The organism is Streptomyces sp. NBC_01255, assembly GCF_036226445.1.
GTDB lineage: Bacteria > Actinomycetota > Actinomycetes > Streptomycetales > Streptomycetaceae > Streptomyces.
Window position 1 is genome coordinate 8,083,423 of sequence record NZ_CP108474.1, and the last position, 19,057, is coordinate 8,102,479.

The window sequence follows — 19,057 nt, forward strand, 5'->3', positions numbered from 1 at the left end:
GGTCAGCCCAAGGGTGCGTCGGGGATCGAGGCTCGGGCCGTGACGGTCTGGCGGACGTCGTCGACCAGCTGCCCGTCGTGCATCCGGATCAGTCGGGGGACGCGCGCGCCGATGGCGCTGTCGTGGGTGACCAGGACGATCGTCTGGCTCTCGTCCTGGTTGAGCTCGCACAGCAGGTCCATGACCTGATCGGCCATCGCGCTGTCGAGGTTGCCCGTCGGTTCGTCCGCCCACACGATGGCCGGGCGTCCCGCCAGGGCGCGGGCGATGGTCACCCGCTGTTGTTCACCCCCGGACAACTCGCTCGGCCGGTGCTCGACCCGGTGGCCCAGGTCCACCCGGTCGAGCATGTCCAGCGCCCTGCGACGGGCTTCGCGCGGCCGGGTGCCCACGAGCAGCAGGGGCAGTTCGACGTTCTCCACCGCGGAGAAGACCGGGATGAGGTTGAACGCCTGGAAGACGAAGCCCATGGTGTGAGCCCGGTGCTCCGTGCGCGCCGCGTCCGACATCGCGAACAGGTCGTGGCCGTCCACCTCCACCCGGCCGGCGTCGATGTCGTCGAGCCCGGACAGACAGTTCAGGAGCGTGGTCTTTCCGGAGCCGGACGGTCCCATGACCGCCACCATCTCCCCGTGGCGCACGACGAGATCAAGGTCGAGCAGGGCGGTGACCTCGACAGAGCCCGTCCGGTAGATCTTGCGTACCCCGGTGGCGACGAGGAGCGCGCGGTCGGCGTTCATGCTTCCCATACCAACCTCCGGAAGGAATCGGCGGCTACGGCCACCCAGGCCCGGAAATGGGCCGAACGGCCCAATCCCCGGGTCACCGGGAGGCCCGCATGAGCGGTCTCGCCGCCGTGGTCAGGCGTCTGCGGACGCCCGGGCGCGTCGCCGGACAGCGGTGGCTGCCAAGGTTCCCGCGCCGGTCGCAGTAACGGCGAGGAGGACGAATCCCCACGTGTAGTCGTGCGCGACGCTGTCGACCGCTCCCATCACGAGGGGTGGGAAGAAGCCGCCGAGACCGCCAGCCGCCCCGACGACTCCCGTCACCGAGCCGACCCGCTCGGCCGGAACCAGACGAGCGACGAGAGCGAAGACAGCCCCTGACCCGGCGCCCAGGCCGGCGGCCATGCCGAAGAAGGCCGCCGTTCCCACGGGGACCAGGTCCGCCTCGAACGCCGCGATCAGGGCGCACACCGCAACGAGCCCGTACGAGACCGCCAGCACGGGTACGGGGTGGATACGGTCCGACAACCAGCCGCCCAGCGGCCGCATGGCCACCGCGAGGACGACGAATCCCGCGGTCCTCAGCGCCGCGTCGGAGCGGCCGAGCTCGTAGGCCCTGGTGAGGTAGGTCGGCAGGTAGACGCTGAACGCGACGAATCCACCGAATGAGACGGCGTACAGGAATGCCAGCTGCCAGGTGGCCGGTGTACGCATGGCCAGTGCTGTGCGCGAGAACAGTGACCCCGGCACCGTCGCGCGCCCCGGCCTGTCGCGGAGCAGGAACCAGGCCAACCCGGTGAACACGGCGAGGCAGGCGGCCACGAGATCGAAGGGGAAGGCCCGTCCGACGGCGTCGGCGAGCTGGACGGTGGTGAACGCCGACAGGGCCGTACCGCCGGTGCCGATCCCGAAGATCCCGAGGGCGACGCCCCGCCGTGCGGGTGGATACCAGGCGTTGACGAAGGGGACGCCGACGGCGAAGGCTGTTCCGCCGAGCCCGAGGAGGAAGCCGCCTGCGAGTACCTCGGCGAACGAGTCGGCCACGTGACCCAGGTACAGCACGGGGATGATCGTCAGGGCCGCGACGAGGGGGAAGACCCGGCGTGCTCCCCAGCGGTCCGTCAGCGCCCCTGCCGGGATCCGGCCGAGCGCGCCGACCACCACGGGCACGGCGACCACCAGTGCCTGCTCGAAGGAACTGAGGCCCAGGTCGTCCCGCAGCCGTGGGCCGAGTGGGCCCAGCAGCGCCCACGCCCAGAAGCAGAGGGCGAACCCGACGGTGGCGAGGAACAGCATCTGCCACGGTCGCGGCGCATCCACGACGGGTGGGATCCCCGAGTTCCGGACCATGGTGGCCTCCCGGCGGTGATCCTCATGGGCCGCGTGAGCCCTGCTGTTCCCCACCCTCTGGCCGTCGGGATCCCGGCTACAGGGGCCGTTTGTTCCCTTCCGTGCCCGTCCGGCCCCCTGCCAGGGACCGGACGGGCCTGTCGGGGCCTCCTGGGGCGGCGCACGGTGGTGGTGGACAGACCGGGAGGCAGGTGCGTCGGTTCCTGCCGGCCCGGCCGTCGGGAGTGTGAGTGGCGATGATGTTCTGGTACGGCGACGGCATGAGCGGATGGGGATGGTTCGCCATGTCGGCCGGGATGGTGCTGTTCTGGGGCCTTCTCATCACCGTCGCGGTGATGCTCCTCCGCACCCTGGGACGCCCTGCGGAACGGCCGTCGGGGTCTCGGCCCGCGACGTCGGCAGAGCAGATCCTGGGCGAGCGACTGGCGCGTGGCGAGATCGACGAGGAGGAGTACCGCCGGCGCCTGACCGCCCTGCGCAGCGCGGCACTGTGATCCCCGTGACCGGCCGGGATGCGCGTGGGGGCGTGGCCGGTCACTCTGGGATCATGGCCGGTCGGATACCCAGGGAGCCAGGCGGGCGGATGGATGCGCTCCGTGAGCTGACCGCACGGCACGGAGGGCGTCGGGGGCTGCTGCCGGCGGCGCTGGAGCGCGCCAGATCGAGTACTGCCGAAGGGCCCGGGGCATGGGCGCCCCAGGTCGCGGAGGCAGCCGGACTGCCGGCCGCCGCAGGGCTTGGCCCCGCCACCTTCTTCGCCGATCTCGCCGCCCCACGCGGTGAGCGGCACGTGCGGGTGTGCACCGCGACGGCGTGCTTCGCCGCGCGGGGCGGGGAGCATCTGGCGGAGGTCGAGCGGGCTCTCGGTGTGGTGGCGGGCACGGCAGACGAGACGGGTTCGACCTCGTTGCAGACCGTGCACTGCCTCGGCTACTGCTACGCGGGTCCCGCCGCCCTCGACGGCACCCTTCCCCGTACGGGCCCGGACCTGGCCGACCAACTCCGTGGGCGGGCGGAACCATGCGCACCGGACATCCCCGCGACCGACACCACCGGGGCGCCCGTCCTGCTTGCCGGGATCGTGGCAGGGCACTCCGCCTGGGACGTGTGGCGGGAGGCCGTGGCCGGGCTGCGACCCGAGGACGTACGGGCGGAGATCGTAGTCTCAGGGCTGCGCGGGCGCGGCGGCGCCGGATTCCCGGTGGCCGACAAGTGGGCCGCGGCGGCGGGAAGACCGGACACGGTCGTCGTCGCCAACGGGGACGAGGGTGACCCGGGCTCGTACGCCGACCGGCTGCTCATGGAGGAGGATCCCGATCGCGTCCTCACCGGACTCGCCCTGGCCTGCTTTGCCTGCGGCGCCCGGCGCGGGATCGTCCTGGTGCGCTCCGAGTACCCGAAAGCCATGGTCCGGCTCAGGCAAGAGGTGGAGCGCGCGACGGAGACGGGGGACCTGGCGCCCTCGGCCGAGGAAGCCGGTTCGCTGCCGTTCGTCGAGATCGTCGAAGGAGCCGGTTCCTACGTTGCCGGCGAGGAGACCGCCCTCATCGCCCGTCTGGAAGGCGCTCGGGGTTGTGCCCGGCCGAGGCCCCCGTACCCCACGGACCACGGCCTGTGGGACTCACCGACGGTGGTCAACAACGTGGAGACGCTGGCGGCCGTGCCCTGGATCGTCGCCCACGGCGGAGCGCCGTACGCCCGGTTCGGCGTGCCGGACGAGACCGGTACCAAGCTGGTGTGCCTGTCCGAACGCTTTGTCCGGCCCGGAGCCTACGAGGTCGAACTCGGCACTCCCGTGGACGAGATCGTCACCCGGTTCGGCGGTGGTCTCAAGGGCGGGGGTGAGCTCGTCGCCCTCCAGATCGGCGGGCCCCTTGGCGGCTTCCTCGCCGGGACGGCGCTCGACGTCCCGCTCACCACCGCAGCGCTCGCCGAGCGCGGTGCCGCCCTCGGCCACGCCGGCATGGTCGCCTTCGACGCCGCCGTCGACCCTTACGAACTCCTCCGGCACATCTGGGAGTTCGCCGCCGGCGAGAGCTGCGGAGCCTGCTCCCCCTGCCGGATCGGCACCCGGCGAGGGCTCGCACTCGCGCAGCGCCAGGCCGGGCCGGGGGAGTCCTACGAGCAACTGGCACGGCTGATGGGCGAGGCGAGCCTCTGCGCCTTCGGCCGTCGCGTTCCCGCCGCCGTCCGCAGCTTGGCACGCGCTTACGGGCCGCTCCTGGAGGGATGGGACCGATGACCCGGCTCCAGGTCGACGGCGTACCGGTCGAACTGCCCGCCGGGGCCTCACTGCTCGATGCGGTACGTGCCGCCGGAACCGAACTGCCCACCCTCTGCCACGACGACCGACTCCGGCCGGCCGGCTCCTGCCGGACCTGCCTGGTCCGCGCCGACGGGCGAACCGTCGCCGCCTGCGTCACGCCCGCCACGTCGGGCCTCACCGTCGACACTGCCGACGAGGGCGTGCGCAACCTGCGCCGGGACGCCGTCGCCCTCATCGCCTCGGCGCTCCCACCGCAAGCGCTCGCCGACAGCGCGCACAGTGAACTGGCCCAAGCGTGCCGGACCTTGGGGATCCCCGCGGACACGGCGGCCGGTGACCCCGTGCGCGGCCGGGACGAGAGCCACCCGTACGTCCATCTCGACCGCGACCTGTGCATCGCGTGCGGGCGCTGCGTACGGATGTGCTCCGACGTCCAGGGCACCTTCGCGCTCACCCTCACCGGACGCGGTGCCGACACGGTCGTCGCCCCTGGAACCGGCGGCCCCTGGGCCGGCTCCGACTGTGTGTCCTGCGGCGGCTGCGTCGACACCTGTCCGACGGGGGCGATCACCCAGCCCGGACCCGGTCAGGGCCTCACCTCGCGGCAGGCCCCCACGGACCGCGTACGCACCACCTGCGGCTACTGCGGAGTCGGCTGCGCCCTCGACGTCGTCGTCCGCGAGGACCGTGTCGCCGCCGTGCTTCCCGCCCGGGACGGACCCGTCAACCGGGGCCACGCCTGCGTCAAGGGCCGCTTCGCGTATGGATACCTCGGCTCCGCCGAACGTCTCACCGAGCCCCTCGTCCGCGAGAGCGGCGAACTACGACCGGCGACCTGGGAGGAGGCGGTGACCCGGATCGCCGACGGCCTGCGCGCGGCCGTCCTCGACGGCGGACCCGACTCGGTCGCCGCGATCTCCTCCGCCCGTGCCACCAACGAGGAGAACTACCTCGTCCAGAAGTTCCTGCGGACCGTCATCGGCACCAACAACGTCGACAACTGCTCCCGCCTCTGCCACGCGCCCTCCGCCGCCGGACTCACCGCCTCCTTCGGACGGGCCGGTGGCACCGACCCCTTCGACGACGTCGAGACCGCCGACTGCCTCCTGGTCGTCGGTGCCAATCCCGTCGAAGCCCACCCCGTCGTCGGCGCCCGCCTCCTCCAGCGGGCACTCGCGGGCGCCTCCCTGATCGTGGCCGACCCCCGTGCCGTGGGCCTCGCCCATCATGCCGACGTACACCTGCGTCCTCGCCCCGGTACGAACGTCGCCCTCTTCCACGGCCTCGCCCACGTCCTCGTCGACGAAGGCATGACCGACCCGGGCTTCCTCCACGACCGGGCCACCGGGCTGGACGAACTCGCCGACCTGCTGGCCGACTACCCGCCCGAACGGGTCGCCCGGATCACCGGAGTCCCGGCCGACGACATCAGGAGAGCCGCCCGACTCTACGGCCGTGCCGAACGTCCGGCCGTCCTGTACGGGCTCGGCGTCACCGAGCACCTGCACGGCACCGACGGTGTACGCACCCTGGCGAACCTCCCCATCCTGCGGGGAGCCGTCGGAGGCACCGGCCGCGGGTTCGGCATCAGCCCCCTGCGCGGCCAGAACAACGTGCAAGGAGCCTCCGACATGGGCGCCCTGCCCGACCTGCTCCCCGGCTACGGCCGGGTCACCGACCCGGAGGCCCGTGCCCGCGCCGAGGCGGTGTGGGGCCGACCGGTCCCACCGGAACCAGGGCTGCGCATCCCCGAGATGTTCGCAGCGGCCCGGGAAGGCCGCCTGCGGGCGCTGTGGATCATCGGCGAGGACGTGTGCGCGACCGACCCCGACAGCCGGCGCGTCGCCGAGGCCCTCGACGCCTGCCCGCTCGTCGTCGTCAACGAGCTCTTCCTCGGCGAGACCGCCCGGCGTGCCGATGTCGTCCTGCCCGTGGCCTCCTGGCTGGAGAAGGACGGGACCTTCGTCAACTTCGACCGCCGCTTCCAGCGCGTACGGCCGGCGGTGAAACCGCCGGGTACGGCGCGCTCCGACTTCGAGGTCGTGCACGCCGTCGCCGATGCCCTCGGTGCCGACCTGGGCTGCCCCACCCCGGCAGCGGCGCTCGCCGAGTGCGGACGTGTGACACCTCTCTTCGCGGGTCTCTCGCACGAGCGGCTCGACCGGGAGGCGGCCGTGCCCTGGCCCTGCCCTGAGCCGGACCGGCCGGGCGAAAGGACTCTGTACGCCGACGAGTTCGCCACTCCTGACGGGCGCGCCCACCTGTCGGCGGCCCCCTATCTGCCACCCGGCGAAGAACCGGACCAGGACTATCCGCTGGTGCTCGTCACCGGGCGCCGATGGGCCCACTACAACTCCGGGAGCATGACCCGGCGAGGCGGCAACCTTCTTCTCGACGTGTACGACCGCCTGGACCTGCATCCGGCGGACGCCGCGCGGTTCGGTGTCCGGGACGGCACTCCGGTCACCGTCGAGAGCCGTCACGGACAGGCGCGACTCGTCGCCCGCGTAGGGATGGAGCTCGCTCCCGGGCAGGTCTTCTGCGCGTTTCACTTCCCGGCCAGCGGCGTCAACTCCCTCACCTCGGAGCACGCCGACACCGTGACCTCGTGTCCGGAGTACAAGGTCACGGCGGTACGGCTGCGTCCGACGGCGCCCGAGAACTGACCGGCACCGATCAGTCGTGGGGAACGAGGGCCACGGGCACCGGGCTGTGGTGCAGGACGGCGTGGGCCACACTGCCGATGCGCGCGCCGAGCGTCGAATGGCGGGTACCCCGGCCCACCACCACGAGGGAGGCCTCCCGGGCGATCGCCACCAGTTCGAGTCCGGCCGATCCGACCGCCACGCGGGCGACCGCCTCGACGTCGGGATACTTCGCCCGCCAGGGTTCCAGCATGGCCTCCACCGAACGCCTGATCTCCGGCACCATGGAGAGCCTGAAGTCCGGGACCATCGCGGGGCCCATTCCCGCGTGCAGCGGGAGCTGCTGTACGTACACGACGAGGACCTGGATGTGCCGTCGCGCGGCTTCCTCGAAGGCGAAGCCCAGCACGGAGTCCACCGGCTGTCGCACGTCGGCCCCGACCACGACAGGGCCCCGCGGAGTGCTTGCCGCGCTGACGGCCCGTACGAGCACGACGGGACGCTCGACGACACCGGCGACCGTCAGGCCGACCGAGCCGAGCAGGTATCCGGCCACGCTGCCCAGCGCCCGCGAGCCGAGGACCAGCAGATCGCCCTCCTCGGCCGCGGCGACGAGACCCGGCACGGGCCCCGAGGGCAGCAGCTGTGACGTCACCGTCAGGCCGGGATGGCGCTCACGCAGTTCACCGGCGGTGCGCGCCATCATCTCTCTGGCCCACGGCTCCTCGGACTCCCACTCCACGAGCGACAGAGCGGCCTCCGGTACCGGTTCCGTCGCGTACACCAGATGCACGTCTGTGCCGCGCAGCAGCGCCTCTTCGGCCGCCCACTCCGCGGCTGCCGTCGCTTGTTCCGTGCCGTCCAGGCCGACCACGATGCTCCGCGTCATGATCGTCCACCTCCTCGTTCGGTGTCGTCGACGTCGTACGTGAGACGGGTGCAGGAGACCGAGACCACGCCGTCCACCGTGGCGCACATGCGCTCGATCGCCGGGATCATGCCCCTGAAGGGCAGCCGCCCGCCGAGCTCCACCCGCCCGTCGTGCACGTTGACGGCGAGGGCGGTCGATTCGAGGCGCAGTGTGTCGCCGAGCACGTCCTCGACGATCTCCCGGCGGATGTCGTCGTCCTTGCGGAGGAAGACGGCCAACAGGTCGCGGCGGCTCACGATGCCCACCAGCCGGTCGTCGCCGTCGACGACGACGAGCCGTTTGACCCCCTGGACCTCCATCAGTCGCGCCGTCTCCGCCACGGTCCACTCGGTGCGGGCGCACACGGCGGGTGCGGACATCAGCTCCTCGGCCCGCGTCCCCTCGGCCTTGGCCCGCTCCCACGCCTCCAGGTCCGGAACGGCCGGAAGGCCACTCGGTGCGGCGGCCTGATCGGCGGTCTTGCGCAGGAGATCCCCCTCCGACACGACCCCGACCACCCGGCCCTCGCCGTCCACCACGGGAACAGCGGTCACTCGGTGCTGCGAGAGCGTGCGGACGATCTCCTTGAACGGGGCGTCGCCACGGACGCTCACCACCTCACGGGTCATCAGCTCGCTGATCCTGCGGTGACGCATCATCCGCTCCTTTCCTGTGCGGACGCACTGGCCTCGGCCACCAGGCGAGCGGCGCAGCCATCCCAGGTGTCGAGGGCCGGATAGTCGTCCTCGGTGAGTTCCGTGCCGCCGAGCTCGGCGAGGGCTTCGACGAATTCGAGGAAGTCCAGCGAATCCAGTTCGAACGTGTCCCGCAGGGACACGCCGGGATCGAGCCCGGTGAAGTCGGCGTCGGGGACGACACGCTGCACGGCTTGCCGGACGAATGCCTTTGCCTGGTCGTGGTTCACAGTTCCTCCGGTTGTTGCAGCAGCCGGTCCATGGTGGTCAGGAGGCGCGCGCCGGTGGCGCCGTCGGCGGCTCGGTGGTCGGCGGACAGCGTCGCCGTCACCACGGGACGTACTCCCAGCAGGCCGTTCACGGCCACCGGCCGCTCGACGATCCGGCCGAGGCCGACGAGCGCGACCTGCGGCGGGTAGACGACGCCGAACACGGCCTCGACGCCCTGGTCGCCGAGGTTCGTGACCGTGAGACTGGGGTCGGTGGTCTCGGACGCGCGGAGTCGGCCGCCCCGTGCCCGCGCCACCAGATCCTTGAGCGCGGCCATCACCTCGGCCACGGAGAGCGTGTCGGCGTGGGCGAGGGACGGGGCGGCGAGGCCACCGCCCCGCAGAGAGACGGCGACGCCCAGTCGTACCTCCTTGGCCGGGACGAAGCCGTCGTCGACCCAGTGCCCGTTGAGTTCGGGCACCTTCCGCGCCGCCAGCGCGACGGCCTTGAACATGAGTGCGGCGGGCACCAGACGGGCGGACAAAGGCAGTTCGCGGTTGCGGGCGCGCATCCACGCCAGCGCCGCTGCCATATCCACGGTCGTGGAGAGGTAGAAATGCGGGATCTCCCGCTTGGATCGGCTCATGAGCCGTGCGGTCGCCGCCTGTGCCACATTCGGGACGGCCGGCTGCGCTGTACCCTCGGCTGCTGCGGCGGAACGGACGTCCTCCGCGCGGACGGTGCCGCCCTGGCCCGTGCCGGTCACCTCGGCGAGGTCGATGCCGAGTTCCGTGGCCAGCCGCCGCGCGAGGGGTGAGGACCTCACGCGCTGCGGAGCCTGACGCTCCCCGGTCGAGTCGTCGCTGCGCACCGGCTTCGGCGGCCGTGTCGTCGGCGCGGTCTTTGCCTCGGCCCCGCTTCGGCTCCGCTTTCGTCGCGCCGGCTTCGTGACCGGCTGCCGCCTGATCCCGGTGTGAGTGGGCTCTGAGGGGCCGGCGGTCTTGTCGTGCTCCGGTGCTCGTGCAGGTTCCGGTTCCGCATGCTCCACGTCCGCGCGTGTGATCCTGCCTCCCGGGCCCGAACCATGGACGGCGGCGAGGTCGACGTGCCGGTCCTGGGCGAGTCGGCGGACCAGGGGCGTCGACGGGGGCCGGTCCGCGGTGGGCCTGCTTTCGGCGGACGTGCCGATACGAGCCAGCGGAGTGCCCACCGGGACGGTGGTGCCCTCGTCGACGAGGAGGGTGTCGACCGTACCGCTCTCGAAGCACTCCACCTCGATCGCGGCCTTGTCGGTCTCGACCACCGCGACGACGTCGCCCCGTGCCACCTGGTCGCCGGGGTGCACCAGCCACTGGGAGAGCGTGCCTTCGTCCATGTCGGCGCCGAGCGAGGGCATCGTGAACTCGGCCATGTCAGCTCACCACCCGGCGCGCCGCCGCCACGATTCCGGCCGGCTGGGGGAGTGCCGCCTCTTCCAGACGGCGGGCGTAGGGGATGGGGACCTCCGCGCTGCACACCCGCTCGACGGGCGCGTCGAGTTCGAAGAACGCCTGCTCGCAGATGCGCGACTCGATCTCGGCGGACAGACTGCCACTGCGCCAGCCCTCGTCGACCACGACGGCCCGGTGGGTCCGCCGGACCGAACCCACGAACGTGGCGTCGTCCAGGGGCCGTAGCGTGCGCAGGTCGACGACCTCCGCGCTGATCCCCTCGCCCGCCAGTTCCTCCGCGGCTTCGAGGGCCTTGGACACGCAACCGCCGTACGCGACGACCGTGACGTCGGTGCCCTCGCGGCGGACTGCCGCGCGGTCCAGGTCGACCTGCTGGACCGCCGGGTCAAGCGTTCCGGCCGCGCTGTACAAGCTGCCGTGCTCGAAGAGCAGCACCGGGTCGGGGTCCGCCAGCGCGGCGGACAGCACGTGGCGGGCGTCGTCGACCGTGGCCGGCGCCAGGACACGGAGGCCCGGGATGTGCGCGTACCAGCCTTCGAGACTGTGGGAGTGCTGGGCGGCCAGCTGCCGTCCCGCACCCGTCGTCATGCGGATCACCAGTGGCACACCGAGCTGTCCGCCGGACATGTGCCGCAGAGTGGCGGCGTTGTTGAGGATCTGGTCGAGGGCCAGCAGGCTGAAGTTGACCGTCATGATCTCCACGATCGGCCTCATCCCTGCCAGTGAGGCGCCGATCCCGGCTCCGACGAACGCGGACTCCGACAGGGGCGTGTCCCGGACACGATCGGGGCCGAACTCCTCCAGGAGACCGAGGCTCACCCCGAAGCAGCCGCCGTAGCGGCCCACGTCCTCACCCATCAGGAACACTCGGTCGTCCGAGGCCAGGGCGTCGCGCAGTCCCTCGCGCAGGGCTTCCCTGTAGGTGACGGTGTCGTCGTCGGGATGCGCCCGCGGTCGTGTACGCGTGCTCATGCCTGAGCCTCCTCGTGTCGGCCTGTGACATGCAGCAGCAGATCCTCGGCCGGCTCCTCGGGGGCCTGTTCGGCCGCCCGGACGGCGTCGTCGATCTCCTCGGCGACCTGGTGCTCCAAGTCCTCCAGCGCGGCGGTGTCGAGGAGGCCGGCCGTACGCATCCCGTCGGCGAGGCCGGTGACGGGGTCGTGCCGCTTCCACTCCTCGACCTCGTCCTTCGGCCGGTACCGGTCCGGGTCGTACATCGAGTGCGCGCGGAACCGGTACGTCCGCATCTCCAGGAAGTGCGGTCCGCTGCCGGCGCGAATGGACTCGACCGCCCCGCGCGCGGCCTTCTCCACGGCGTGCACGTCCATGCCGTCGACGGCCCAGGCCGCCATGCCGTACGACGCCGCCCGCATCGCCAGGTCCGTCTGGGCGTGTTCGCGGGCGAGGGCCGTTCCCATCGCGTACAGGTTGTTCTCGCAGACGAAGAGCACGGGCAGTCCCCAGAGCGCCGCCAGATTGGCGGTCTCGTGGAACTCGCCCTCGGCGAAGGCCCCGTCACCGAAGAAGCAGCAGGTGACCCGGGGCTCGCCGCGCAACCGGTCGGCGAGCGCCAGGCCCGCCGCGAGCGGCAGTCCGCCGCCGACGATCGCGTTGCCGCCGTAGAAGCGGCGTTCGGCGTCGAAGAGGTGCATGGACCCGCCGCGGCCGTGGCTGCACCCGGTGGTCTTCCCGTACATCTCCGCCATCACGGCCTCGGGCGGTATCCCACGGGCCAGGGCGTGGCCGTGTTCGCGGTACGTGGAGACGACCGCGTCCCGCTCGTCGAGAGCCTGGTGGACGCCGACCGCCACCGCCTCCTCGCCGATGTAGAGGTGGACGAAGCCCCGGATCGCCGCGGCGCTGTACAGCTCGACGCACCGTTCCTCGAACCGCCGGATGAGCAGCATCCGCCGCAGCAGGTCCAGGTCGTGGGCCGCCGCAGGTGTGCGGGAGGGCGTCACGGGCGCATGTGCGCGACGGGGGCGCTTCGTCTTCGGTGTTCCGGCGGACGTGCCGCCGTGTGCGGTGGCCATCACGGCTCCTTCTCGGAGAGCTCGGCCGTCCCGGCCGGTTCGGGTGTCTCCAGGGTCGACACGTCGCCCTCGGGCAGGCCCAGTTCGCGGGCCCGCAGCAGGCGGCGCATCACCTTCCCGCTGCGGGTGTGGGGCAGGTCCTCGACGAACTCGATCTCCCGGGGGGCGACGGCCGGGCCGAGGCGCCGACGGGCGAACGCCAGGACGTCGCGCCGCAGTTCGGTGCCTGGCGGATACTCGGGGCGCGGCAGCACGAACGCCTTGACTATCGCGCCGGCCAGCGGGTCAGGGCGTCCGATGACACCGGCCTCAGCGACGGCCGGATGCTCCATGAGCGCGCTCTCCACTTCGAACGGCCCGATGAGGTGCCCCGCGGACTTGATGACGTCGTCGGCGCGGCCCACGAACCAGTACCAGCCGCCGGTGTCGCGGCTGACGAGGTCGCCGGTCAGGTACCAGCCGTCGGCGAAGCACGCCTCGTAACGGTGCGGCTCGTGCAGGTAGGCCCGGAACATCGACGGCCAGCCCGCCCGCAGGGCGAGCTCGCCCTGGGCACCCGGTTCCTGGAGGACGTGGACCCGCCCGCCGGTGATCGCGGCCCGGCCGTCCTCGCCGCATGCCAGTACGGCGGCCTCGACGCCGGGAATCGGTCGGCCCATCGAACCGGGCCGCACCGGATCGGCCGCGAAGTTGGCGATCATGATGGCACCGGTCTCGGTCTGCCACCAGGTGTCGTGGACCGGAAGCCCGAGAGCCTCCCGGCCCCAGTGCACGGCTTCGGGATTGAGAGGCTCCCCGACGCTCGCGACGAACCGGAGCGCCGAGAGGTCGTGCCGCGCGGCGGGCGTCGGCTCGCCGCCGCGTGGTGCGGCCCGCATGAGCATGCGGAGCGCGGTGGGCGCGGTGTACCAGACGGTGACGTGCTGGTCGGCGAGTATCCGGTACCAGCGAGCGGGGGCGAAGTCCCCTTCGTCGACGACGGTCGTCACTCCGTGGGTGAGCGGGGCGATGATGCCGTACGACATGCCGGTGACCCAGCCGGGGTCGGCGGTGCACCAGAAGACGTCGCCCTCGTGCAGGTCCAGTGCGTAGGCGGCGGTGACGTGATGAGCGAGGACCGCCTCGTGCACGTGTACCGCGCCCTTGGGGGTGCCTGTCGTGCCGCTGGTGAAGTGCAGCAGTGCCGGCTCCGCCGGTTCGGTCGGTCCCACTGTGTACGCGTCCGGCGCGGCGGTCGTGAGAGCGGGGAAGGAGAGGGTGTCCGGGGGCGGGTCGGCCCCGGGGTCGAGAAGCAGGACGTGTCGCAGGTGGGGAAGACGGGACCGTACCGGGGCCACTTTGCGTTCGTACAGCTCCCGGGTCGTGACCAGTGCCCGGGCGTTGCCCAACTCCAAGCGCAGTGCGACGGGTTCGGGACCGAAGGCGCTGAACAGGGGACACACGACTCTTCCGGCCCGCAGCGTTCCGAGGACGGTGCTGTACAGCTCGAAGCGGCGGCCGAGGAGGGTAAACACCCGCTCGCCGCGTTCCAGGCCGAGCGTCTCCAGGACGTGCGCGAAGCGGGAGCTCTCGGCCGCGAGGAGGGCGAAGGTGACCGTCTGGACGGTTCCGTCGCGGGCGATGCAGCACAACGCGACGTGTTCGCCGTGGCCCTCGCTCAAGTGCCGGTCGACCGCCTCGTACCCGATGTTGATGCCGCCGTCCGGTAGCCCGGCGAGCCGGGACCGCTCGCGTCGCCAGGAGAAGACGGCCCGGGCGCTCTCGTAGTCCGGCATGACCGGTGCCACCCACAGGGCGTTCATCGCGGTGGCTCCACGTCGAGCGCGAGGTTGTCATAGGCGTACTCGATCGATTCGTGCAGGGCGACGACTCCGTCGACCGAGCGGCAGAGCCGCACGATCACGCGGACGTCGGCCCGCTCGTCGACCCGGCCCGTCACCCCGACGACCCCGTCGTCGACGCTCACGCGGATCGTGTCGGGGGCCAGGCGCAGAGTGTCGGCCAGGACGTCGTGCTCGATCTCGTCACGGATCGCGGTGTCACTGCGCAGGAAGGGCCGCAGCAGGTCGCTACGGCTGATGATCCCGACGAGTCGACCGGTCTCGTCGGTCACGGGCAGTCTCTTCACCGCCTTGCGCTGCATCGTCCGGGCCGTCTCGACGAGATTCCAGTTCGCCTGCGCCGTGACGGCCGGCGAGGTCATCAGCTGGGCGGCCGTCTCCGCATCGGGCAGCCCTCGCTCCTGGGACAGAAGCCGGACGCCCGCCCAGCGGCCCTCCAGGTCGGGGAGCTCGGCGGTGGACCGCAGCAGGTCGGCCTCGGAGACCACGCCGAGCAGGCGTCGGTCGGCGTCCACGACCGGGACCGCCGAGACGTCGTGGTCGGCGAAGAGCCGGGCAATCTGCTTGAACGGGGTCTCTGGGGCTGCGGTGACCACGTCGTGGGTCATCACCTCGAAAACCGTGCGGTGCTGCATGACGGTCCTCCTTCACGGGACGCGGCCGCCCCAGTGCTCACTCTGCTGTGCGCAGCTCACCCGGGGCAGTGCCGAATGGTCCCCATCCGGGACTGTTCGCCCCTATGGCGTCCCGGCCGGCCGGGACGCACAGTGGAGAAGGCGAGAGAGCCCGTCTCGGGAGGACCGCGGCCGGGCGCTCGTGCAGGGAGGCGACAACCATGACCGCGACCGGAGCACGACAAGGTCAGGAGAAGCCCCGCGCCGGGTTGTGGGCTCGCGTCGGTGACCGGCTGATCGTGGGTGGTGCCACGGTCGGGGACGAGGGACGTGACGGTGAGATCGTCGGGCTCCACCATCCGGACGGCACTCCGCCCTTCGACGTCCGATGGTCGGACACGGGCCGGGTCACCGAGGTGTTCCCGGGCCCGGACGCGCGCGTCCGGCACTTTCCGCCGCACGGCACGAGAGAGGCCGGACCCGTGAAGGCCGTTACGAGGTCATGAATTTCGCCGTCGCGGCCACCACGCCGGGCACCGCCCGGGTCAGGCGCAGGGCCAGATCCGCCGGAACGGACTGTGGCAGGCGTCCGGCGAGCGTCACCGCGCCGTTCTCGACCCGTACGGTCAGTGCCGCGTCACCTTCGGGGATCAGGTGCGTGAGGAGCTCGTGGCGTACGTCCTCGGCGAGCTCGGCGTCGGAGCGAAGGTAGATCTTGAGCAGGTCGCCCCGGCTGACGACACCGACCGGGCGGCCGTCCTCGTCCACCACGGGAAGTCGCTTGAGGTGGCCCTGCGCCATCAGCCGCGCGGCCCCGGCGATCGTGGCATCGCGCGGAACGGTGACGGCCGGAGCCGACATCAGGCTGCCCGCTGTCACCGATCCCGCGTCGTCCCGGGCCTCTCCCGGAACCTTGCCGAGTACGTCCGCCTCGGACACCACGCCGACCACTCGTCCCTGGGCCGACAGCACGGGGACTGCGCTCACGCCCCAGCGCCGCATGGACCGGACGATCTCCTTGACCGGCGCGTCGAGCCTGGCGGAGACCACCGCATGGGTCATCACGTCGTCGACGGTACGTGGGTGCTTCATGACCGGCCTCCGGTGCTCCGGCGCCCAAAGTCCTGTTGCTGCGAGGGTGTCGCCTTCGGGCGGCTGACGACAAGGGCCGAAAGGGGCACGTCGGGACCCGGGCAGCACTGGCACGGACCCGTCTGCCGATGCTTTCCTGAAAGTGAGGAGGGGGCCCGAGGGACGCGGGGAAGCGGCTTCGAGCCGCGCACCGCGCGATCAGGATCCGCGAGAAGCGGTTGGCCCCTCCTCCCGCCGTGTCTCCGCGTCGCCGCCACACCTGGTCCGGGCGGGCCGCGCCCGGGACCGACCGGCCCTATTCGGTCACTCCCGCCCGGTGCGAGCGTGGCAGCAGACCACCTCACGACCCGGAAAGGCGGTGGGCACGATGGAATCGCCCCTGGTGGTAGGAGTCGACGGGTCCGACGCCAGTCTCACGGCCTTGGACTGGGCCGTCGACGAAGCGGTACGGCACGCGCTTCCCCTGCGCATCGTCCATGCCTCCCTGTGGGAACGCTACGAAGGAGTCGTGCCGGCCTGGACCACGGACCGACCCTCGGGCCAGGTCCTCGCAGAGAACATCGTCGGCACCGCGGCCGAACGCGCCCGGCGCCGGGCACCCGACCTCCCCCTCACTACGGACGTCCTCGCCGAGGACGCGTCCAGTGCGCTGCTCAGTGAGGGGAGGGAGGGCACGATCCTCGTCGTCGGGGCACGCGGGCGCGGCGAGTTCGCCGACCTTCTGCTCGGATCCGTCGGACTCATCGTGGCCGCCCGAGCCCACTGTCCGGTTGTCGTCGTCCGTGGGGACCGGCAGGCCCTGGAAGCACGCCACGGGCGCGTCCTGCTCGGCGTCGGTGAACACGACCTGGACTCGCCGGCCGTGAGGTTCGCCTTCCGTGAGGCGGCCGTCCGAGACGCGGAACTCGACGTCGTCCGCACCTGGCGACGGCAGGCCCATGAACCGGCCGACCACCTGCTGATGAGGCGCGCAGGGGCGGCCTACTTCACGGAAGGGGCTTCCGAACTGCTCGACAAGGCCCTTGAGGCCGCGGCGTCCGAACATCCCCAGGTGCGCCTGCGCAGGAGCACGGTCGAGGGCTCCGCCCACAAGGTACTGACCGAGCGCTCCGCCGCCGCCGACCTGCTGGTCGTCGGCGCCAGGCGCCGGGAAGAGCTCGTCGGCCTGGAGCTCGGCAGAGTCGCCCACCGCGCCCTGCACCACGCCGCGTGTCCGGTCGCCGTCGTACCCCAGCGGCGTCCCGAGACCGCGGAAGGAGACCTGTGATGAACACGGACGGTGACCCGCGTGCCTCGCACGCCACGAGCGACCTCGGCCGCCGCGTCGAGGCCAGGCGCACCCGACTCGGCCTGTCCTGGGAAGACGTGGCCGAACGGGCCGGCTCGACACCCGGCTTCATCGCCTATGTGGAGGAGCAGGTGGCCACCCCGGGGATCGAGTTCTTGGTCCGGCTTGCGAACGCTCTGGAGACCACTGTCCAGGAGCTCACCGGCTACACGGCGGACCTTGCGCCAGGAGGTGCCCGCGCTGGGTACCGGGCACGGATGGAGGAGATCGGCCAAGCCGAATGCTGGGAGCTGCTCGACGGCCACGGCGTCGGCCGGGTCGCCCTCGAAGGACGGGACGGGCTGATGGTGTTCCCTGTGAACTACCAGGTCGTCGACGGGGACATCGTCTTCATGACTGCTGCGGACTCGACCCTCGCGCGCGCCTCGGTGTCCGGTGCGGAGGTCGCCTTCGAGGAGGACCACCTGGACGAAGCCTTCAGTCAGGGCTGGAGCGTGCTCCTTGTCGGTCAGGCACGCACAGTGTCGGAGGAGACCGAGGTGCGGAGGATCAAGGATGCTGTCCACTCGGCGCCGTGGGCTGGGGACGGGCGGGACACCGTGGTGACCCTCTCACCGCGCCGAGTGACCGGACGGCGCATCCATGTGCCGGGCGCGCCCGGCACGCCGTCCGGGTCCGCTGACTAGACGGTTCTTCTTGGGGCATCGGATCGTTGCTCCGAGCGTGCCGACGACCGATGCCCAACTGGGCAGCGGGGACCGAGCTGTCGTTGCCGGACCGGGGTGGCCGTTGGGGCATCACAGTTGATGCGATCGCTCGAAAGTACCGGACCGGCTCGCCCCCAGGGGACCGCCGACGAACGCGTCGTCCGACCGATGCCCCAGACCTCGACTGGGTCACCGGTTCGAGCCGGACAGGAACAGCCGGCTCGATCTGGACCGGTCCACGCGAGCGGCGACGGTGCCCGGCCGGCGTCCAAGCCACGACCACGCCGAGCAGGCGTAAACCGCTCGGCTGGTGGCCCCGGTCAGGGGCGGCTGTAGCGTCAGTGCTCGCTGGTGGTGATGTAGATGCCGTGCCAGGTGTGGTCCCACACAGCGCACGTGGAGGCGTTGACCGACAGCATGCCGCTGATCTCGCCCGAGCGCAGGGTGTGCAGGGTGTAGTAGCCGGGGAACGCCTCGGCCTCGCCGACGGTCAGGTCGCTGCCCCGGTCATGCAGCCACTTCTGGGCGCGCTCCTGCGCCTCGTCGGGGGAGATCCGGGTCTCGGTCCGGCCGCGCTGGTGCATGCCGTAGTCGGTGTTCCACATCATCGCCGGCCCGTACTCGATCCCGGTGTCGCCATCGGACGGGTCAACGAGGATCTCCGTCGCCAGCTTCCCGTCAAGGGTCTGCAGTTCGGCGTAGAAGTTCTTCGAGAACTGCATGACTTCACCGACACGCAGGTTGAGCCGGTCGGCGAAGGTGTCGGCCCGCTGGCGGGCCTGGTCCAGAGTCTCGACCGGAGCCCCGTCGCCACGCTGCCAGTAGCCCCCGCCCATCATGCCGGGACCCCACGCGCAGTCATCCCGGCCTGTCATTCCTGGCCTCATGCCTGGCCCCCACGAGTCCCAGTCGTCCCAGTCGTCGCCGGACATGCCCGGCTTCCAGCAATCGCCGCCGGAGGGGCCGGGTTGGGCGGCGGCTGCGCTCAGTGGCCTGCCGCTGGCGGTGCTATTTCCGGCCGCGCATCCAGCGGCCAGAGCGAGGGCCGCCAGCGCGGCCGCGGTCCACCTGCTCGTCCTGGACATGATCATCACCCTTCCGGGTCGTTCCCTGTCCCTACCGACCGACCCGGGTACGTTTCCTCCAGTCTCTCCCCGGACGCAATGACCGCCGAGGGCCGTCCGGACCTGGCCGTTGCACCGGTCGGCCCGTGCGTGAGACGACCCGGGA

The 19,057-nt window shown here is 71.7% G+C and carries 17 protein-coding genes and 1 pseudogene; 6 read left to right on the forward strand and 12 right to left on the reverse strand.

Annotation, left to right across the window (positions count from 1 at the left end; translation table 11 throughout):
* Positions 1 to 2 precede the first annotated feature (2 nt).
* Both OG357_RS36505 and OG357_RS36510 read right to left on the reverse strand, forming a co-directional pair.
* Positions 3 to 749, reverse strand: coding sequence for an ABC transporter ATP-binding protein (locus OG357_RS36505; protein WP_329625183.1), 747 nt, complete (start codon positions 747 to 749; stop codon positions 3 to 5).
* A gap of 111 nt (positions 750 to 860) precedes the next feature.
* Positions 861 to 2,021 (reverse strand): MFS transporter, encoded by a 1,161-nt coding sequence (locus OG357_RS36510; protein ID WP_443066840.1) that lies wholly within the window; start codon positions 2,019 to 2,021, stop codon positions 861 to 863.
* A 290-nt stretch (positions 2,022 to 2,311) separates the two neighbouring features.
* Here OG357_RS36510 and OG357_RS36515 point away from each other — a divergent pair, with 290 nt between their 5' ends.
* From OG357_RS36515 to fdhF, 3 genes are all read left to right on the forward strand, one after another.
* Positions 2,312 to 2,569, forward strand: a complete 258-nt coding sequence (locus tag OG357_RS36515) for an SHOCT domain-containing protein (protein ID WP_329625811.1) — start codon at positions 2,312 to 2,314, stop codon at positions 2,567 to 2,569.
* Between the two features lie 89 nt (positions 2,570 to 2,658).
* Positions 2,659 to 4,317, forward strand: a complete 1,659-nt coding sequence (locus OG357_RS36520) for an NAD(P)H-dependent oxidoreductase subunit E (RefSeq protein WP_329625185.1) — start codon at positions 2,659 to 2,661, stop codon at positions 4,315 to 4,317.
* Entirely contained in the window at positions 4,314 to 7,007 is a 2,694-nt protein-coding gene (gene fdhF / locus OG357_RS36525; RefSeq protein ID WP_329625186.1) for a formate dehydrogenase subunit alpha, read from the forward strand. The genes OG357_RS36520 and fdhF overlap by 4 nt, the downstream gene beginning before the upstream one ends.
* Positions 7,008 to 7,017: 10 nt before the next feature.
* Here the strand turns inward: fdhF and OG357_RS36530 are convergent, their stop codons facing one another.
* From OG357_RS36530 to OG357_RS36565, 8 genes are read right to left on the reverse strand one after another with little or no spacing between them, the layout of a single operon-like run.
* A complete protein-coding gene (locus tag OG357_RS36530; RefSeq protein WP_329625187.1) occupies positions 7,018 to 7,875 on the reverse strand; it encodes a universal stress protein in 858 nt (285 codons plus the stop codon).
* Positions 7,872 to 8,552 carry a CBS domain-containing protein gene (locus OG357_RS36535; RefSeq protein WP_329625188.1) on the reverse strand — a complete coding sequence of 227 codons (681 nt, stop codon included), beginning with the start codon at positions 8,550 to 8,552 and terminating at the stop codon, positions 7,872 to 7,874. The genes OG357_RS36530 and OG357_RS36535 overlap by 4 nt, the downstream gene beginning before the upstream one ends.
* Positions 8,552 to 8,821 (reverse strand): phosphopantetheine-binding protein, encoded by a 270-nt coding sequence (locus OG357_RS36540; RefSeq protein WP_329625189.1) that lies wholly within the window; start codon positions 8,819 to 8,821, stop codon positions 8,552 to 8,554. Before OG357_RS36540 ends, OG357_RS36535 begins: the two co-directional genes overlap by 1 nt.
* Positions 8,818 to 10,212 (reverse strand): dihydrolipoamide acetyltransferase family protein, encoded by a 1,395-nt coding sequence (locus OG357_RS36545; protein WP_329625190.1) that lies wholly within the window; start codon positions 10,210 to 10,212, stop codon positions 8,818 to 8,820. Before OG357_RS36545 ends, OG357_RS36540 begins: the two co-directional genes overlap by 4 nt.
* 1 nt (position 10,213) lies before the next feature.
* Entirely contained in the window at positions 10,214 to 11,224 is a 1,011-nt protein-coding gene (locus OG357_RS36550) for an alpha-ketoacid dehydrogenase subunit beta (RefSeq protein WP_329625191.1), read from the reverse strand.
* On the reverse strand, positions 11,221 to 12,285 hold the full coding sequence (pdhA, locus tag OG357_RS36555; RefSeq protein ID WP_329625192.1) for a pyruvate dehydrogenase (acetyl-transferring) E1 component subunit alpha: 1,065 nt from the start codon (positions 12,283 to 12,285) through the stop codon (positions 11,221 to 11,223). The genes OG357_RS36550 and pdhA overlap by 4 nt, the downstream gene beginning before the upstream one ends.
* Positions 12,285 to 14,087, reverse strand: a complete 1,803-nt coding sequence (gene acsA / locus OG357_RS36560; protein ID WP_329625193.1) for an acetate--CoA ligase — start codon at positions 14,085 to 14,087, stop codon at positions 12,285 to 12,287. The genes pdhA and acsA overlap by 1 nt, the downstream gene beginning before the upstream one ends.
* Positions 14,084 to 14,761 (reverse strand): CBS domain-containing protein, encoded by a 678-nt coding sequence (locus OG357_RS36565; RefSeq protein ID WP_329625194.1) that lies wholly within the window; start codon positions 14,759 to 14,761, stop codon positions 14,084 to 14,086. Before OG357_RS36565 ends, acsA begins: the two co-directional genes overlap by 4 nt.
* Positions 14,762 to 15,009: 248 nt before the next feature.
* Here OG357_RS36565 and OG357_RS36570 point away from each other — a divergent pair.
* Positions 15,010 to 15,207: pseudogene (locus OG357_RS36570) on the forward strand (DUF1918 domain-containing protein); the annotation flags it as partial.
* 25 nt (positions 15,208 to 15,232) lie between these two features.
* Here the strand turns inward: OG357_RS36570 and OG357_RS36575 are convergent.
* Positions 15,233 to 15,832 (reverse strand): CBS domain-containing protein, encoded by a 600-nt coding sequence (locus OG357_RS36575; protein ID WP_329625196.1) that lies wholly within the window; start codon positions 15,830 to 15,832, stop codon positions 15,233 to 15,235.
* A gap of 367 nt (positions 15,833 to 16,199) precedes the next feature.
* Here OG357_RS36575 and OG357_RS36580 point away from each other — a divergent pair, with 367 nt between their 5' ends.
* Both OG357_RS36580 and OG357_RS36585 read left to right on the forward strand, forming a co-directional pair.
* Positions 16,200 to 17,099 carry a universal stress protein gene (locus OG357_RS36580; protein WP_329625197.1) on the forward strand — a complete coding sequence of 300 codons (900 nt, stop codon included), beginning with the start codon at positions 16,200 to 16,202 and terminating at the stop codon, positions 17,097 to 17,099.
* Positions 17,099 to 17,806 (forward strand): helix-turn-helix domain-containing protein, encoded by a 708-nt coding sequence (locus tag OG357_RS36585; RefSeq protein ID WP_329625198.1) that lies wholly within the window; start codon positions 17,099 to 17,101, stop codon positions 17,804 to 17,806. The genes OG357_RS36580 and OG357_RS36585 overlap by 1 nt, the downstream gene beginning before the upstream one ends.
* 359 nt (positions 17,807 to 18,165) lie before the next feature.
* Here OG357_RS36585 and OG357_RS36590 read toward each other — a convergent pair whose 3' ends face one another.
* On the reverse strand, positions 18,166 to 18,702 hold the full coding sequence (locus tag OG357_RS36590) for a hypothetical protein (protein ID WP_329625199.1): 537 nt from the start codon (positions 18,700 to 18,702) through the stop codon (positions 18,166 to 18,168).
* Positions 18,703 to 19,057: the final 355 nt, after the last annotated feature.

Excerpts from the sequence above, each read along its gene's own strand:
- OG357_RS36505 (WP_329625183.1), bottom strand. The coding sequence starts at position 749 with ATGGGAAGCATGAACGCCGACCGCGCGCTCCTCGTCGCCACCGGGGTA.
- OG357_RS36510 (WP_443066840.1), bottom strand. The coding sequence starts at position 2,021 with ATGCTGTTCCTCGCCACCGTCGGGTTCGCCCTCTGCTTCTGGGCGTGG.
- OG357_RS36515 (WP_329625811.1), top strand. The coding sequence starts at position 2,312 with ATGATGTTCTGGTACGGCGACGGCATGAGCGGATGGGGATGGTTCGCC.
- OG357_RS36520 (WP_329625185.1), top strand. The coding sequence starts at position 2,659 with ATGGATGCGCTCCGTGAGCTGACCGCACGGCACGGAGGGCGTCGGGGG.
- fdhF (WP_329625186.1), top strand. The coding sequence starts at position 4,314 with ATGACCCGGCTCCAGGTCGACGGCGTACCGGTCGAACTGCCCGCCGGG.
- OG357_RS36530 (WP_329625187.1), bottom strand. The coding sequence starts at position 7,875 with ATGACGCGGAGCATCGTGGTCGGCCTGGACGGCACGGAACAAGCGACG.
- OG357_RS36535 (WP_329625188.1), bottom strand. The coding sequence starts at position 8,552 with ATGCGTCACCGCAGGATCAGCGAGCTGATGACCCGTGAGGTGGTGAGC.
- OG357_RS36545 (WP_329625190.1), bottom strand. The coding sequence starts at position 10,212 with ATGGCCGAGTTCACGATGCCCTCGCTCGGCGCCGACATGGACGAAGGC.
- OG357_RS36550 (WP_329625191.1), bottom strand. The coding sequence starts at position 11,224 with ATGAGCACGCGTACACGACCGCGGGCGCATCCCGACGACGACACCGTC.
- pdhA (WP_329625192.1), bottom strand. The coding sequence starts at position 12,285 with ATGGCCACCGCACACGGCGGCACGTCCGCCGGAACACCGAAGACGAAG.
- acsA (WP_329625193.1), bottom strand. The coding sequence starts at position 14,087 with ATGAACGCCCTGTGGGTGGCACCGGTCATGCCGGACTACGAGAGCGCC.
- OG357_RS36565 (WP_329625194.1), bottom strand. The coding sequence starts at position 14,761 with ATGCAGCACCGCACGGTTTTCGAGGTGATGACCCACGACGTGGTCACC.
- OG357_RS36575 (WP_329625196.1), bottom strand. The coding sequence starts at position 15,832 with ATGAAGCACCCACGTACCGTCGACGACGTGATGACCCATGCGGTGGTC.
- OG357_RS36580 (WP_329625197.1), top strand. The coding sequence starts at position 16,200 with ATGGAATCGCCCCTGGTGGTAGGAGTCGACGGGTCCGACGCCAGTCTC.
- OG357_RS36585 (WP_329625198.1), top strand. The coding sequence starts at position 17,099 with ATGAACACGGACGGTGACCCGCGTGCCTCGCACGCCACGAGCGACCTC.
- OG357_RS36590 (WP_329625199.1), bottom strand. The coding sequence starts at position 18,702 with ATGACAGGCCGGGATGACTGCGCGTGGGGTCCCGGCATGATGGGCGGG.